The 15,645-nt window shown below is 52.7% G+C and carries 14 protein-coding genes; 4 read left to right on the top strand and 10 right to left on the bottom strand.

The window, feature by feature from the left end:
* Positions 1-66: 66 nt before the first annotated feature.
* Together MKY58_RS11935 and MKY58_RS11930 are read left to right on the top strand one after the other, a co-directional pair.
* Positions 67-918, top strand: coding sequence for an AraC family transcriptional regulator (locus tag MKY58_RS11935; protein WP_339324709.1), 852 nt, complete (start codon positions 67-69; stop codon positions 916-918).
* A gap of 443 nt (positions 919-1,361) precedes the next feature.
* Positions 1,362-2,444, top strand: coding sequence for a hypothetical protein (locus MKY58_RS11930; protein WP_339324708.1), 1,083 nt, complete (start codon positions 1,362-1,364; stop codon positions 2,442-2,444).
* A gap of 79 nt (positions 2,445-2,523) precedes the next feature.
* Here MKY58_RS11930 and MKY58_RS11925 read toward each other — a convergent pair whose 3' ends face one another.
* Both MKY58_RS11925 and MKY58_RS11920 read right to left on the bottom strand, forming a co-directional pair.
* Complete coding sequence (locus MKY58_RS11925) at positions 2,524-3,888, bottom strand: HAMP domain-containing sensor histidine kinase (RefSeq protein ID WP_339324707.1); 1,365 nt, start codon at positions 3,886-3,888, stop codon at positions 2,524-2,526.
* Between the two features lies 1 nt (position 3,889).
* A complete protein-coding gene (locus MKY58_RS11920) occupies positions 3,890-4,576 on the bottom strand; it encodes a response regulator transcription factor (RefSeq protein ID WP_339324706.1) in 687 nt (228 codons plus the stop codon).
* A gap of 293 nt (positions 4,577-4,869) precedes the next feature.
* On the opposite strand from MKY58_RS11920, the gene MKY58_RS11915 reads away from it, so the two are divergent.
* A complete protein-coding gene (locus MKY58_RS11915) occupies positions 4,870-5,499 on the top strand; it encodes a LysE family transporter (RefSeq protein WP_339324705.1) in 630 nt (209 codons plus the stop codon).
* Here MKY58_RS11915 and MKY58_RS11910 read toward each other — a convergent pair.
* Complete coding sequence (locus tag MKY58_RS11910; RefSeq protein ID WP_339324704.1) at positions 5,441-6,871, bottom strand: amino acid permease; 1,431 nt, start codon at positions 6,869-6,871, stop codon at positions 5,441-5,443. The genes MKY58_RS11915 and MKY58_RS11910 overlap by 59 nt on opposite strands.
* A 381-nt stretch (positions 6,872-7,252) precedes the next feature.
* Between MKY58_RS11910 and MKY58_RS11905 the strand changes: the two genes are divergently transcribed.
* A complete protein-coding gene (locus tag MKY58_RS11905) occupies positions 7,253-7,885 on the top strand; it encodes a hypothetical protein (protein WP_339324703.1) in 633 nt (210 codons plus the stop codon).
* An 81-nt stretch (positions 7,886-7,966) separates the two neighbouring features.
* Here MKY58_RS11905 and MKY58_RS11900 read toward each other — a convergent pair whose 3' ends face one another.
* The 7 genes from MKY58_RS11900 to MKY58_RS11870 form a co-directional block, all read right to left on the bottom strand.
* Positions 7,967-9,034 carry a hypothetical protein gene (locus tag MKY58_RS11900; protein WP_339324702.1) on the bottom strand — a complete coding sequence of 356 codons (1,068 nt, stop codon included), beginning with the start codon at positions 9,032-9,034 and terminating at the stop codon, positions 7,967-7,969.
* A 166-nt stretch (positions 9,035-9,200) separates the two neighbouring features.
* Positions 9,201-10,073 carry an AraC family transcriptional regulator gene (locus tag MKY58_RS11895; RefSeq protein ID WP_339324701.1) on the bottom strand — a complete coding sequence of 291 codons (873 nt, stop codon included), beginning with the start codon at positions 10,071-10,073 and terminating at the stop codon, positions 9,201-9,203.
* Between the two features lie 365 nt (positions 10,074-10,438).
* Entirely contained in the window at positions 10,439-11,611 is a 1,173-nt protein-coding gene (locus MKY58_RS11890; RefSeq protein ID WP_339324700.1) for an amidohydrolase, read from the bottom strand.
* 235 nt (positions 11,612-11,846) lie between these two features.
* The gene (locus tag MKY58_RS11885; protein ID WP_339324699.1) at positions 11,847-12,311 is read right to left on the bottom strand and encodes an OsmC family protein; all 465 of its coding nucleotides are present in this window, start codon (positions 12,309-12,311) and stop codon (positions 11,847-11,849) included.
* Between the two features lie 260 nt (positions 12,312-12,571).
* On the bottom strand, positions 12,572-13,060 hold the full coding sequence (locus tag MKY58_RS11880) for an SRPBCC family protein (protein ID WP_339324698.1): 489 nt from the start codon (positions 13,058-13,060) through the stop codon (positions 12,572-12,574).
* A 206-nt stretch (positions 13,061-13,266) separates the two neighbouring features.
* Positions 13,267-13,995: an amino acid ABC transporter ATP-binding protein gene (locus tag MKY58_RS11875; RefSeq protein ID WP_339324697.1), complete on the bottom strand. Its 729-nt coding sequence runs from the start codon at positions 13,993-13,995 to the stop codon at positions 13,267-13,269.
* Positions 13,988-15,436: an amino acid ABC transporter substrate-binding protein/permease gene (locus MKY58_RS11870; protein WP_339324696.1), complete on the bottom strand. Its 1,449-nt coding sequence runs from the start codon at positions 15,434-15,436 to the stop codon at positions 13,988-13,990. Before MKY58_RS11870 ends, MKY58_RS11875 begins: the two co-directional genes overlap by 8 nt.
* Positions 15,437-15,645: the final 209 nt, after the last annotated feature.

The raw sequence follows: 15,645 nt of genomic DNA, 5'->3' as shown, positions 1-15,645 counted from the left end.
ATCTTGCCCACTTCATAATACGATCTTGCTTCTTTAACGCTTACATGAACGAAAGGAACGAATGCGATGAGCTTTGGGGAGCGTTACCGCACGATTGCACATTCGCCCAGCGAAAATGCCCGAAGGTTTCTGTTTTGCGTGCACGATGTCGGCTGGTTCGACTGTTCGCCTTGTTACGGAATGAATCGGACCTACTATTATTACCAGCTTAAGTACGTCGTTCGCGGCTCCGGACGGGTCATTTGGCAAAACCGCAGTTTTGAGGTGCAAGCGGGCGATATCTTTTTTTTGGATTTGACGCAAAAACATCAATATCACACCAACCCGCACGATCCTTGGGAGCTGCTATGGGTCCGCTTCGACGGGGTCCAGGCCAAAGAATATTTCGATATGCTCGGCGGCATGGACGACCCCATTTTCCGTACGGGTGATCCGGAGCGGATGAAAAAACATTTCGCGGATCTGTTCGAGTTGTTTCAAAACCGACCTGCAGGCATGGAATTGAGCGCATCATGCATCCTTACGAACATTCTGACCGACATGGCGCTCGGCAACATCGACCGGATCACGACGCGGCTGTCGAATCCGCGCCTTGGGTACCCCAATGAGATCCAAACCGCCGTCTCCTATATCGAAAGCCATTACTCATGCCCGCTTAAGGTCGAAGACATCGCCAATCACGTGCATTTAAGTCCCTATTATTTTTCGCGGCTGTTCCGCAAAACGACCGGTTGCACCGTCATGGAATACATCATGAAACACCGGGTGCAGGAGGCCAAAAGGCTTCTAGCCGACCTCAGCCATGAAATCGGGACGGTCGCGGAGCTTGTCGGTTTTTGCAATCACAGCTACTTCGCCAAACTGTTCGCCAGGCATGTAGGGGTATCGCCCAGCAGGTATCGTCAATCCATTCGTTAGGGGGCTCAGAACATCAACCGTTTGATTGGAATAAGTTATCGTGACATGGCTTTGGTTTTCCTTTATGATTCGTTTCGCTGAAATGGCTTCTCCCGCTTGTCTGGCTCTGAGAGTTGAACCCCGAGACGTGTAGGGCTTTGGGTTCTTTTTTTTGCGCCGAAAGCACCAAACGTCTCCCATTGAGAGGCAGGACAAAATGATAGCGTTTTCATTAAAAATATCAACAAGTTATCCTTGCGAGGGATTTGGAGGGAATTGGCCGAAAGTCCCCTCCTTTCGTAAAAGAGGACAATGGAACAATTCAAGCCGCGAAATGATTCTTTAGCATCAGAAGGAAAAAAAAGGAATGTGTCCCATGCCAGCGAAGATCTTAAACATCCGAAAAACAATCGCATGATCGCCACCTGGAAGGATGACAAACCAAATTCAGGAGGGAAAATGAGATGAAAAGATCGAAATGGCTGCTTCACATCGGACTGCTCGGCACCTTGTTTTTGTCGGGATCGGCGACGGCGCTTGCCGAAGAGGCCGAGCTTGTGCCGATCGAATCGCTGAAACCTGCTGTCCCGATGGACAAACCGGTCCTGACCGGTACGGGCGGTCCCCTGATTCTGAGCGACTCGCCGGAATCCCCGAAGACGGAAGGCGCGTATTACCGGGATTCGGTGACGGGATCGTTCCGGGTGTTTTGGCATCATCAAAACATGACCGGCGAACCGCTTACCGTGGCCGTGGCGGTGACCAACGAATCCGATGAGCCCGTCATGCTGTTTTCGAACGGAATCGGTCTTGCCACGGACTATTACCCGGACGTTGCCGGACAGGACGCGCTTGCCGATTTCATGGGCGACCAAGCGGCGCAAAAAAAGGAAGCGATCCTGCAGCCGGGCGAAAGCTACTACCTGACCGCCCTAACGGAGCATACGCATACCGCAAGCGGCATCGCCAATTTTACCGCTTATACGCAGCAAGGGCATAAGGACGCCAAAGTGACGGTAACGACGCTGGGTTATAAGGAACAGCCGGCCAACCCGATCGACGTTCCGATCCTGCCGAAGGACATGCATGTCCGCGGCACTTTCCCGCATATGGACCGGACCGGCACGCTTCAGTACAACACCTCCAGCGGCAACTCGCTGATCCGCATCTCCTCGGCGGCCTACGGTCCATGGAGCGACAGCATGCCGGGCGAGTATGAGGAAGGCTGGAACGCGGTCGACGGCGGTACCGCCATCAACAACGGGAACTATGGCGTCATGTACCGCCTGAACGTTGCCATCCATAACGAAGAGGACGCGAAGCGGGTCATTTCGGTATATGATAACCCGTCGGGCGGCGCCGGACATTACGTCATCGGCTGGGGCAAGGACCTGCTGCAATCGCCGTTCGTAAACTACCAGAAAGCCTGGAAATTCACCGAGTTCACGGTCAACAAAAAAGGCAAAACCGTGGCGGCCGAACTGAGCTTGACTGGCGGCGCCGCCGGACCTCAGACGCTTTATTTTACCAATCGCGGCGCGAAGTGATTCGACTCCTCATGCAGCGGCTCAGGCTCCCGGTCAAATAGACGCAAGGAGCTCAAGGCACGAATGCCTTGGGCTCCTTTTAAGCGTTGCTTGCCTCTGTACATATGTTTGGCGAATCCGAATCGGCGGCAGGCATAAAGCCCGTCAGCAGCGCCCCGCCTTCCGGATGATTCCCCGCCTCCAGATCGCCTCCATGCCTGCGGACGATTTTCTGCGAAATGGTTAACCCTAACCCGCTGCCGCCGGTCGAACGGTTTCGGGAACTTTCGCCGCGGTAAAGAGGTTCAAACACCCGCTCCAACTCTTCCGCAGAAAAGCCCGGCCCCGTATCGCGGATCGCAAATTTGACCCGATCCCCCTCTTTAGCGCATTCGACGTGAATTTCGCCGCCGGGAGGCGTGTGCCTGACCGCATTATCAAAAAGATTGCTCATCGCCCGCTCCAATAAATGCTCGTCGCCGCTGACGAAGCAATTTTCCTCGGCATAACTCGCTATCGATATGCACTTTTGCCGGGCATACGGATTCACGCTTTCGACGGACTTCCGGAGGACATGGCTCAGATTCACGATCCCGTTGTTTAGTTCCGTATCCAGGTATTCCATCTTGGCAAAGGCAAACAGGTCCTCTACCAGCCGGTCCAATTGCGCCGATTTTTCCTTGCAGACCGCCAAATATTTGGCCATTTTCTCCGGCGACCTTGCGATGCCTTGCTCCAGACCGTCCAGATACCCCCGTAAAGCAAAAAGCGGCGTCCGCAAATCATGCGCGACGGCTGCGATCACGAACCGCCGTTCTTCTTCCAGTGCCGCCTGTTTCCGGGAGGCTTGCTCAAGGCCCTCCAACATGACTTGAAAACCGTCGCGCACTTCGGCGATTTCCGCAATTCTGGAGCCGGGCAGCCGGACGTCCTCATCCCCTGCCGCAATCCTCCTTGCCGCCAAGCTCATTTTTTCCAAGGGCTTCAGCAAAAATCTTCGCATCTCCATTCCGACGACAAAAAAGGCAAGCAGCAATCCGGCGAGGATCGAAATCCCCCCGACTCCGAGGGACTTTGGCATGTAAATGGCAACCTTTCCTATCAATCGGCCGTTCTCGATGAGCGAAAATCGTTCGGCGGCCGACATCGCTCCGCGCCGCGCGGCATTCGACCGGTATATTTCCCGGCCCGAGGCGGATGTGATGACCGCATCCATCTTTGCTTGCAACAGCTGCGCATCCAGTCGGCGCTGCCATTCGGGGTCTTGCCATTCCCCCGGGTTCGATTCGATCATATGGATCGTTTCGTTCAAATTTCTTTGCTGAATTTCGTTTTGCGGCCCCTGTTTAGAAAAGCTAAACGTGTTGGTTTGCATAAAGTGAGCCGTAACATAGAAAATCCACGGCACCGTAAGGATGAAGAAAAAGCAGAGCAGCGTGAACGTACGAATGCGAAGCGTTCTCATGTTATCCTCCCTCGAAGCGGTAGCCTACTCCCCAGACGTTGACCAGGAATTGCGGGTTGTTCGGGTCCGCCTCGATCTTCTCCCGCAGCCGGCTGAGATGAACCCGAATCGTATGCTTATCGCCCACCCCTTCCCAAAACTTGGCAAGCAGCTGTTCATATGAAATTACATGCTTGGGATGTTCGGCAAACAATTTCAACAACTCATATTCTTTCGGCGTCAGTACGATGCTTTGCCCGTCTACCAGGACTTCCCTGGCAGTAAGATTCAGCTTGAGGCGGCCATAGTCCAACATCTTAGCCTCTATAGGCTGCCGGTAAGACGATCGCCGCAATACGGCTTTCACCCGGGCAACGATCTCGCCGGGCGAAGCGGTTTTAACGATATAATCGTCGCCGCCCAGGGTCAGCCCCCGGATCTTGTCCACATCGTCGCCGCGGGCGCTCAAAAAAAGGATCGGAACGCTGCTTTCCGCCCGAATCCGCCGGCACAGCTCAAACCCGTTTTGTCCCGGCATCATGATGTCCAAAATCATGCAGTCTATCGCCCCTTGCTCAAACGCGGCCCATGCCTGAGCGGAGTCGTATGCGGTTATAACATTAAAATTGTCATTTTCCAAAAAATCCCTCAAAAGTTCGACGATACTTGGGTCGTCGTCTACGACCAGGATCGTAGGCAAATCGCTCATGAACATCCCACCTTTGCGTTCTAGTTTACCATGTTTTCCGGGGGCATCTCATGGTAGTTGATCGTTTGTGATGAATTGTTTATTGTTTCGTGACTTTTGGATGCGTGAAAAACGAAAAAAAGCAGCCGCTCGCTCTGGATCGACTGCCTGTGCATGATTTATCAAACGATCGCCTCCCTAAAACAAGTCGGGAAATCGGATGTTTTTATGCCGAAACTCATTTTTTTAGTGGTACAAGCGCTTCCCCTTCATAGGATAAATAAAGAGAATTTGAATAAGGGGGTTACCGAATCTTGAACATATGGATAAGCCATTTCCTGCTTGGACTTTCGCTGGCTGCCCCGATTGGACCCATCAATGCCGCACAGATGGACCGGGGACTCAAGGGAGGTTTTCTGCATGCCTGGCTCGTTGGGCTCGGCGCCATGGCCGCCGACGGCATTTTTATGCTGCTCGTGTACTTCGGTTTTATTCATTTTCTGAATATCCCGTTCATGAAAACCTTTCTCCTGCTTTTCGGCTTTTTCATCCTGACCTATATCGGAGTGGAAAGCCTGATCGCGGCGGGAAAACCGGGGATGGAAACCCGCGGCGGCAGCGAATCGCATGTCAAATCGTTCAGCGCCGGCTTCGTGATGTCCATCTCCAACCCCCTCTCCATCCTGTTCTGGATGGGAATATACGGATCGGTTCTGGCGGATATGATCGCCAAATACGATGCCAAGGGAGTGCTGCTCTACAGCTGCGCCATCATGGCCGGCATCATGCTGTGGGACGTGGCGATGGCCCTGGCGGCCAGCATGTTCAGGCGGATGCTCACCGAACGCCTCATCAAAGGCATATCGGTCATCTCGGGGTTGTCGCTCATCGGATTCGGCCTTTATTTCGGCTACGAGGCATGCCGTATTTTGTTCTTCCGCTAACGTCGGGAATGTTCCCGGTTCCTTCTTCCGACGCTCCCTTGTTAGGCCCATCGGCTTTGTTCCAGAAATGGCGCATGATCAGCGTGACGCATCCAATGACAACGATAAACCCGAGGCTGATAAAAAAGCCGGGGCGGCTGATTTTGTGAAAAAGCGTGCCGACCAGCGTGAAGCCGATCAGCGCCATGCCGATGTAACGTTTGATTTTGCCCCAACCGGTGAGCTTCAGCAGCTTCCCGGACGTCAGCAGAATGAACAGCCAGTTATACAGCAGCATCAGCCCTGCCGCCGTCGTGATGTATTCATATACTTTTTTGGGCATCAAAAGAGCGAATACGACGGAGGCTAACAGCCCGGCGGTCGTTAATCCGATGGCTGGCAGGGGCTTTTTCCCTTCCTTCTTCTTCCCCTTGACGAAAAACCTCGGCGCATCGCCGTCGCTTGCAAGCGTCACGACCATGGTGGTCACCGCGAACAAAGAAGCCGTCATGGTCGAGAAACCGGCAATGATAAGCACGGCGTTGAATACATGCGGAACAAACGCGAGTTTATAGTCGACGAGGGCCACGACAAACGGGCTTTCCTCGGCGGCATACGATCTCCATGGCTCAAGGATCAAGGCCAGTCCGATCGAGATGACGTAAATGGACGCCAACAGCAAAAGCATGACTTTGCCGGCCTTCGGCGCTTCCTTGGGATCCTGAAGCCGCATCGTCATCAGCCCGAGAGCTTCCAGACCGCCATAGCCGTAAAACGCAAAAATGAGTGCCGCCCAAAAGCCGACAAAACCATTGGGGAGCCAGTCTCCGGGAAACGCCGGACCATGGGCGGCGGTTTTGAACACTCCCGTCACCGCCAGTACGGCGATCACCAGGAACATGAATATGGCCGCGATCTTCATGACCGCGAAAATGCTCTCCATCCGCTCAAAACCTTTGGTTCCGATAAAAATGATCACAAGCCCCAATATGCCGTATCCGGCCGCGAAGCACCACATCGGCACCTGGGGAAACCAAAACCGCGAGAACAAAGCAAGCGCCGTTAATTGGCTTCCCATAATGAGCAGCTCGGACGACCAGTAGACCCAACCGCTGCCGAATCCCGCCCAACGCCCGAAAGCTTTTTTGGCATAAGAACGAAAAGAACCTTCCATCGGGTCTTCGGCCGTCATTTGGGACAGTTTGTCGTACACCAAAAAGGCCCCGAAAGCGGCTAATGCGTATGCAATGACTGCCGAGGGCCCGCCGATTTGAATGGCAATATGGGAGCCTAGGAAAAATCCCGTCCCTACGGTGCATGCGACCCCCAAAAGCGACAGTTGCCACCATTTCAGCTTTTTTTCTTTTGTATCGGAGCTGTTTCCTCGAGCCATAACGAACTTCCCTTCTCGATATCATTGAACCTGTTTATCATCCCCAAAAGCTTACATCTTATGTGCACTTTTCCGGAATCGGTTATGAGCTTCCTTCCCTGGTCCCTCCCTGATTCCGCCTGGCTGTTATTCCGTTGCAACCGGCTGGCCCATGGGCTCAATCATGGATAACGAATGTCTATGTATATGTAAAACCTAACAAAAACTAATTTTTTGCATCATGTCCCTATATCGGAATCTATGATAGGCTAACTTAGAATGCCTAAATGAGCCATGGATCCTTTGAGCCGTACAATCCAACAGTGACGACAACAAGCCCATCGTTCAGGATCTGGGAGGATGTTGTGCCAGGATTCGAATATGGGGAGGTTGTAGACTGAGATGAAAAAATACGTTCTATTGATGGCAGCCCTGATTGTAAGCGCCTCAATCCTTCAAGCTTGCGGCTCCGGGCCGGAGATTTCCACAAAGGCGTCCCCGAGCAATTCCGGCAGTCATGCCGACAAAGGCAATTCGGCGGCTCCTCAAGGCGCCAATCCTCCGGAGACGGTTCAGTCATCCAATGTGCCTGCCGGGGAACAGCATGATTCAACCGCAGCCGCTTCCGCAAAAACGGACCGCCCTTCCGCCTCCGATGATGGTTCCGCCATTCCTGCCGCTCCTTCCGGGACGGCCGAAGATGACTCGGCTTTTTCCGTTGTTTATCATGACGGCTATAAAACGATCGTGATTTTTGATGATTCGCAAATCGAAAAGATGACCGGCTTGCAGATCGATCCGGCTTCGATCGGAGACATCATTAACAAGCTAAAGCAAGAGAAAACCTGGACAGACCAAGCGCCTCTTGCCCCATATGCCAAACTCATTGCTGAAGCGGCCGGAACCGAATCGAACCGAATCCGGTCCATTTTAAATAAAATGATCCAAAGCAAGGTTTCGGGTTTGCGATTGTATATTTCCCACAGCAAGCACAACGGAGAGGCCCATTTTGGAACGAATAACGGGAATCATTAAGGGAGTTAGCGGCTGTCGCTTTCCCCGGTACGGCGAAAAGCCCCAGGCATCATGCCTGAGGCTTTTTTCCCATCAACAACGTTACAATAGCGGATCCCCGCCTTCGCCAGCCCATGTCATTTCGACGAAAGCGGAAGGCGCGGCAGTCGACGCGGTTTTGGAACCGGATGCATACAGCCCGCCGGCAACGCCCGTCATCGTGTAATCGGTATAAAGCTTGTTGGAGGTGAAATTGGTATAAATCATGGCGCCTGAAATATTGGATGCGTTAACGCCTTTAAGCTCCAAATTGCTGCCGTAAGATACGCCGTCCGAAGCCGTCATTTTATTCGTTTTGAAAGCCTGCCCGGTGGACGCGTTGTTTTGGACCGTGGAATTGATGATTTGCACCTGATTGGTTCGAATGTAAAAACCGTTGTTTCCAACCGACGACTCGGGAACGGTGTTCTGGAAATCGACATTGGCCCCGATCACCTTGATGTGATGCGTGCCTTCCTTGAAATCGAAACCGTCATTGACCGTCCGGACGGCATTGCAATTCAAAAACGTGATATACCCGCTTTGGTCCGGATTCGGGCTTGTCGTCCAGTTTTGATCGGCGTCTCCGACGTAAAAACCTTCCCCGAATTTGCCGCCCGTTCCCGTCCCCTGTGCCGTACTGTCCGAGATGAGCCAATACTGGCTGTTTTTGCGGATTTTGAACCCTTCCCCTTTGGTGTTTTTGACGGTCACGTTGGTCACGTATCCATGCGATGCCTCGATCAACAACCCTTTGTTGGATTGCGAGTTGGAGTCGATCGTCACGTTTTCCAGCTTGTAATAATTGTTTTTGATATGGAATGCCGCGTTGCCGGCCCAACCGGTAAACTTGAACGTGGCGCCGCCGCCCGTGCCGCGGATCGTGATGTATTGGCCCGCCGCCCCGCTTACCGAGGTAGCAATGGTCCCATTGGACACGTTGTAGGTCCCCGTTACTTCGATCACGTCGCCCGGGCTTGCGCTGGACAAGTAACTCCGCAGGGTCGCGACGTCTCCCGCCGGTACGGATTTCGTTGCCGCCTTCGCCATTCCGCCCGGATAGAAGGCCCAAACCAGGGCGAAACATAATAAAAATACCATGCCAAACCTAATCGGAGAGCGCGTCATCATGAACCAACCTCCCATTCTTCGAATCACCCGACTCCCATCATACGAACGGACTTCATGGATTTGTTTCGGCCAGCATAAAAGAGAAGCACCAACTCCTCACCGTTTTTTCTTGTTTAAGCGCTTTAATTATAAATCGGCCCCAATAACAGAAAGCGGTCCAAAAATATCATTTTTTCATCCGCATCCGGTACCTGTGCGGGGTTTCGCCGTATTTGGTTTTGAATAAGGAGATAAAATAGGACGGGTAATTGAAGCCGGTCAGCCTGCAAATTTCTTCGATCGTCAAGGATGGGACGGCCAGGAGCATTCTGGCCTCTTCGAGGCGCTTATCGTTCGTGAAGGCGGTGATGCTGATCCCCATCTTCTCTTTGAACGTCTTCGATAAATAGTTCGCGGAGAAATGCAGCTCGGCAGCCATGTCATTTAGCGTAAATGGAAGGTTGTAACGCTTGTCGATCCATTTTGCGATCCGTCCGACCAGCTCTTCCCGGCCCGGGGCTCCTCCATCCTGGGGGGAAACGCTTGGGCCGGCCATGTAGATCCGGCTAACGAAATATTCTAAGAACTGGAACGAAAACAAGGTGACGGCTTCCACCCGGAAGCTTGGCGGCACGACGGCCAGCGTCTCCTTTAATTGCATAAACCGCCCTTCAAGGTCCGAGGCATGGTCCGGCAACAAATAAAATACCTGGCAGGCCCGCTTATGTTCCAAAAACGAATGGAAAGCGGATGCAAGATTCGGCAGCGCATGGATGAAACGTTCAATGACGGAGCTTTTGATTTTCAGAAGGGTTCGGATATAAGCCGGGGGAACCTGCACTTTAATTTCATGGATTTGAAAAGGTTTGACGACGACCAGCGTGGAGGGCTTCAAAGGGAACATCCGATTATTGATGACGTATTTGCCCGCGCCTTCAAGAACGTACAAAATCTCCAACCCTTCGTGGGCGTGAAAATATTCGACCGGCTCCGTGTGCACGCCTTGGAATTCGAACAAGTATGCATTGTCCTGCCAGCGAATGGCATTATGAATTTTCATGCCGCACCTCCCAGAGATTCGATATGGTTTTTCCCCGTCAAGATTCTACATTGTTGCCGCACGGTTCAATCGACCAACAGCATCAACCGGCAAAACGTCGCGGGGTCTCTACCATGATAAATCTACGCGTACTTCGGCATTTCATGAATTCTCCGGGAGAGGCGGGAACAAATTATGCTTATAACAGCTCTGATCTTGGATAAAGCCGGTACATGGACGTTTCGTCATCCATTGATTGCGCGATCCATATCGCCGTCGGGGCCGCATACCAAAGCGACATTCATAACGGGTTTGCTCAAAACTTATTCCTCCAATTTTATCCGTCACGGGACGGCTAGAATAAAAAAAGCCGCGGGCATCGCGGCTCACCGTGCGTTCAATTCATTCAAGCACCGTACGGCCAAACGTTCGTAAAACTTCGCCGCCGGCAACAGGGCCGCTTCGTCCGGTTCAAACTTCGGATGGTGCAGCGCATAGGGCGAACCGGAGCCGACGTTCACGAATGCGCCCGGAATCTGCTGCAGGTAATAGGAAAAATCCTCTCCCCCCATGCTTGGTCCCACCACCTTGGTGATGAAACCGGACTCTTTGGCAGTATCGAGCGCAAAACGGGCCCAATAGGCGTCATTGATCGTGGCGAGCGGTCCAGGATACCATTTCAACTCGGCCGATACGCCCGCGGAGGCGCCGATGCCTTCGATAATCTGCCGAATCGTCTCCGGAATGCGCTGCTGAACCTCCACGTCCAGCGTTCTGACCGTCCCTTCGAGCTCAACGGTACCGGGGAGCACGTTCCAGGTATTGCCGCCGGAGATGCGGGTCACGCTGACCACGACGGCGTCCAAAGCGCTGACGCGGCGGCTGCTGATCGTCTGCAGGGCCATAACGATTTGGGAAGCGGCGACGATGGCATCGGTTCCTTTTTCGGGCGTGGCTGCATGCGCCCCGATTCCGCGAATGAGGATTTCGAAGCGGTCGACGCCCGCAGTGATGGCGCCCTCGCAGCTGCCCAACTCCCCGACCTCTAGTTCCGGGGCATTATGGAGTCCGAAGATGACCGATACGCCTTCCAGTCCACCCGAATTCATCACGTCCCGGGCACCATGGCCGGTCTCTTCCGCCGGCTGAAAAACGATCCTTACCGTTCCTTGAAGCTCATGTTCTTGTTCCTTTAGCAAATAAGCCGCTCCCAAGGCGACGGTCGTATGAAAATCATGGCCGCACGCATGCATTTTTCCTGCAAACCGCGAACGGAACGGAACGTCCGCTTCCTCCTCGATCGGCAGTGCGTCAATGTCTGCCCGCAGCGCCATGATCGGTTCCTTTCCGGTTCCGATCTGTGCGATCACGCCCGTCTTCAGGTCGGGCAGATCCAGCACTTCAATATCCGCTTCCTGCAACCATCGTTTGATTTTCCGCGTCGTTTCGAACTCTTCGTTGGATAATTCGGGTTCTTGATGCAGCTCGCGGCGAATACCGACCAATCGTTCTTCCAAAACCTTTGCCGCACTGCCGTTCGTCGTACCGGATTTCACCATGTTCCTCTCCTCCTTGTTGTTTGCCATGCCATTGAAAAAATAGACTCCATTCTATGATTCGTGACTCACCTGTCTATCTTTAATTTTATATAAAATGGTAAACAATGGGCAATACATCTCTGCTAAAGTGCAAACCGTGCGGATGCAAAATCATCAAAGAGCTGCTGGACCAAACATCAAACTACGAATAGCCGCAAAGTCGCTTTCATGCAACCTTGCGGCCCGATTTTTCGATCTAAGACAGGTTTTCGCATTCGTTATCAATGACGACCCGATTCAATCTGAGATGTACCGGATTGGCGAGACTGTCGCCCACCGGGCATTTGCTTTCCAAAAATTCCACGAATCGTTCCACCTTGTCGGCAGGCGACGGGGTTTTAACGTAAAACGTGTAGCGAATATCGGAATATCCGGGGCGCACTGGAGCGCGGTCAAAAAAACCGTCGAGATCCAGGCTGCCTTCGACCTCAACCCTGAAGTCTTCAAGTTCGATATCGAATTTGGAGGCATAAACCCGGGCTACGATGGATTGGCAAGCTCCGAGAGAAGCAAGCAAAGCTTCGACGGGATTCATCCCCGTGTCCGTACCTCCTAGGCTTGCCGGCTCATCGATCACCAGCTCAAATTGTCTTGCGTTGGTAACAACCTTCACGCCGTCCTTTAATTGGGCCGTTGCTTTGAACGTCTGGACGTTTGGCATCCATTTCCCCTCCTTCTTCCGTTTCCCTCTATGCAGCCGTTCTTACAACAGCCGCAATTTTAATTCTTACTATTTTTGTAGGATTAATGAAGATTATAATTCCGTTGCAATAACCTGTCAAACAAAATATGTGCATCGCACTTTCATTACAGGTACTTACAAAAAGGCGAACGCCGCATCTTCGATAAGCTGGACCGGCAACAAAAAAAGCCCCCCGGTCCATAAACCGGAAGGCTCCTCGCGCGCTGTTGATCGGCTTTTCAACCTTTGCCCAGCTCCGCAAACCTCTCCACGTATTGCGCATATTTTTCTTCCCATACGGCTTTCCGCTCCGATACCGTTTTTCCGTCGAGAAGCGCCTCGATCACGTCCAGGCATACGTCCCATCCGGCAATATCCTTCGGCGTATGATCATTGACCGAAACGACGGATTCGACAAAAACGAGGCGGCAGCCCTCCGGCTCCGGAGACAGCTCAAAACGAACGCGGTTTTCCGCCCAAGTGTATTCCAGCACTGCATATGGCTTCAACTCGAGGATCTCGAAATATTCATAGGTCCCGTCCTGCATATCAAACGAGATGGTTCCGCCTTCCCGCAAATCTTCCACCCGCAGTTCGGAAAACCACTGCTTCAGTTTCCCGTTGTCCGTAAGCATCGACCAGACTTCCTCTACCGGATGCTTCAATTGACGCTCCAACCGTACCCGCGTTTCCTGCCCGTCCTGCTCCACCACCGCCAATGGATTCATGGCTTGCCCTCCTGTTCAAAATTTCATTTTAAATCATACAACTTCATCCTATCGAATTCAAACCGGCATTCCGCATTCACCCCTGCTTGTAAGTGCCTTCGATTCATAAGGAAAAAGGCTCCCGCCAGGGAGCCTTTGCTGCCTGGGGGAGCCTTGTTGTAAAAGCCTTCGACCGTTTCGTCGCGTTTTAAGCGACCTCGGCGGGCTTAGAGCACTTTTTGCAAAAAGCTGATGGTACGTTCGTTTTTCGGGCTGCCGAACACTTCTTCAGGCGTGCCGTCCTCGATGATGTAACCGCCGTCCATGAAGATGACGCGATCCGCCACCTCGCGGGCAAAGCCCATCTCGTGCGTGACGATCATCATCGTCATCCCTTCGCGCGCCAGGTCCTTCATGACGCCGAGCACCTCGCCGACCATTTCGGGGTCAAGCGCCGATGTCGGCTCGTCGAACAGCATCACGTCAGGGTTCATTGCCAGCGCGCGGGCGATCGCCACCCGCTGCTTTTGGCCCCCTGACAGCTGGCTCGGGAATGCGTCCGCCTTGTCGGCGAGTCCGACCCGCGCAAGCAGCTTCATCGCCGTCTCACGGGCTTCCTTCGCATTCATTTTTCCCAGCTCCATCGGAGCGAACATAATGTTCTTCAGCACGCTGAAATGCGGAAACAGGTTAAAATGCTGGAATACCATGCCGATGTTTTCGCGTGCCTTGTTGATGTCCGTTTTCGGATCGTTCAGGTCCTGGTCATCGACGATGACCTTGCCTTCCGTAATGTCCTCGAGCCGGTTGATGCAGCGCAGGAACGTGCTTTTCCCCGAACCGGAAGGACCGATCACGCAGACGACTTCGCCCTGCTTGACCTGCATGTCGATGCCTTTCAGCACCTGGTTGGCGCCATAGCTTTTCTTCAAACCTTCAACCCGGATTTTACCCACGGCGCACCCTCCCTTCGAGATATCCTGAAAGTTTCGTTAACAACGTAATGACGATCAAATACATGATGGCAACTTCTGCCCAGATGGTAAAGGATTCATACGTTCTCGCGATAATGATTTTGCCGGACTGCGTTAGCTCGACCAGACCGATCGCCGACAGAATCGACGTGTCTTTAAGCGTAATGACAAGCTGATTGATAAACGCAGGAACCATGACGCGAATCGCCTGCGGGATGATGATCTTGATCATCGCTTTGCGATAAGGCAAACCAAGCGAACGTGCTGCCTCCATTTGCCCCCGGTCGATCGATTGGATGCCGCCGCGAATGATCTCCGTCACGTAAGCCCCCGCATTCAAGCTCAGCGTCAAAATTGCCGCCAGGAACAGCGGCATCGTAAAGCCCAGAGCCTGCGGAATGCCGAAATAAATGAACAGGGCGAGAACGATCAGCGGAATGCCGCGGAACAGATCGACGAACACCGTCGCCACGCCGCGCAGGAACCGGTTTTGCCCCACTTTCATAAAACCGAATATCAGGCCCAGAATAAAGGCAAAAAAGAGCGAAACGATCGTGTACAGAAGCGTCTTGCCGAGACCGACCAGAAGCGGCTGGATCGATCCTAGAATCAACTCCCCGCGGCTTTGCTTTGTCGACACGGCCGCATCTTCGCCAAGATATTTTTCTTTGATGCGGTCATATTCGCCGCTTGCCTTAAGATTGGCCAGGCCGGTGTTGAATTTTTCTAGAAGTTCTTTGTTTTTGCCTTTGCCCACGGCAAATCCGTAGGAGGCGCCTGCTTCTTTCGGGGTCACGAATTTAAGATCCTTGCTTTGGGTGGCGACATATCTCAGCACGGGATAATCTTCAAAGCAGGCCACGGAGTTCCCGGTTTTCACGTCTTCGTACATCTGGGAAGAGTCATCGAACGGGACGATCGAGAATCCGTATTTCGAAGCGATCGATTTCGCGAAGGTGTAGCCTTCCGTTCCGGTTTTGACCGCAACCTTTTTCCCTTTTAAATCGTCGTAGCTTTTGACGGTGTCGTTATTTATGCCGACCGCCATGACGACGCCGGATTCAAAATACGGTTCGGAAAAATCGAACTTTTGCTTCCTTTCGTCGGTAATGCTCATCCCCGCGATCACGCCGTCCACCTGGTTCGACTCCAAAGCCTGAACGGCTGCGTTAAAGCCCAGAGGTTTGATTTCATACTTGAAATTTTGATCTTTGGCGATGGCTTCCATCAGATCCATGTCGATACCAACGTATTTTCCGTTAACGTCCTGGAACTCAAAAGGCGCAAACGTAATGTCGGTGCCGATCACGTAAGTTTTGCCGGAATTCGGCTCCGCTGCGGCGCCTCCCGCCAAACCGGACAAGCCGGTCACCATGAGGAGCAGCAACGTAAGGGAAAATAATGAGAGCTTAATTGATTTCATGTGTCCTCCTCTTCTCGGTCAACGCCGAATCTTAGTCCCCTTCATATTCTCTTTTTGGGAGACGGTACTCTACCGCCCAGAATACTATTTTACCAAAAAAACCATGATTTCTTAAAATACAATTTCAACCAGTTCCAATGGATAAGTTCATGGGAGAGAGGTAATGCATATTTCGGGGCAGGTTAATTATACATTAACCAATATACCAA

The sequence above is a fragment of the Paenibacillus sp. FSL W8-0194 genome, assembly GCF_037969745.1.
Lineage (GTDB): Bacteria > Bacillota > Bacilli > Paenibacillales > Paenibacillaceae > Paenibacillus_AQ > Paenibacillus_AQ cookii.
This window is presented reverse-complemented; position numbering and strand designations above follow the sequence as displayed.

Coding starts and splice junctions, on each gene's coding strand:
- MKY58_RS11910 (WP_339324704.1), bottom strand. CDS start 6,871: ATGGCTCGAGGAAACAGCTCCGATACAAAAGAAAAAAAGCTGAAATGG.
- MKY58_RS11920 (WP_339324706.1), bottom strand. CDS start 4,576: ATGAGCGATTTGCCTACGATCCTGGTCGTAGACGACGACCCAAGTATC.
- MKY58_RS11870 (WP_339324696.1), bottom strand. CDS start 15,436: ATGAAATCAATTAAGCTCTCATTATTTTCCCTTACGTTGCTGCTCCTC.
- MKY58_RS11905 (WP_339324703.1), top strand. CDS start 7,253: ATGAAAAAATACGTTCTATTGATGGCAGCCCTGATTGTAAGCGCCTCA.
- MKY58_RS11885 (WP_339324699.1), bottom strand. CDS start 12,311: ATGCCAAACGTCCAGACGTTCAAAGCAACGGCCCAATTAAAGGACGGC.
- MKY58_RS11900 (WP_339324702.1), bottom strand. CDS start 9,034: ATGATGACGCGCTCTCCGATTAGGTTTGGCATGGTATTTTTATTATGT.
- MKY58_RS11930 (WP_339324708.1), top strand. CDS start 1,362: ATGAAAAGATCGAAATGGCTGCTTCACATCGGACTGCTCGGCACCTTG.
- MKY58_RS11880 (WP_339324698.1), bottom strand. CDS start 13,060: ATGAATCCATTGGCGGTGGTGGAGCAGGACGGGCAGGAAACGCGGGTA.
- MKY58_RS11925 (WP_339324707.1), bottom strand. CDS start 3,888: ATGAGAACGCTTCGCATTCGTACGTTCACGCTGCTCTGCTTTTTCTTC.
- MKY58_RS11890 (WP_339324700.1), bottom strand. CDS start 11,611: ATGGTGAAATCCGGTACGACGAACGGCAGTGCGGCAAAGGTTTTGGAA.
- MKY58_RS11895 (WP_339324701.1), bottom strand. CDS start 10,073: ATGAAAATTCATAATGCCATTCGCTGGCAGGACAATGCATACTTGTTC.
- MKY58_RS11935 (WP_339324709.1), top strand. CDS start 67: ATGAGCTTTGGGGAGCGTTACCGCACGATTGCACATTCGCCCAGCGAA.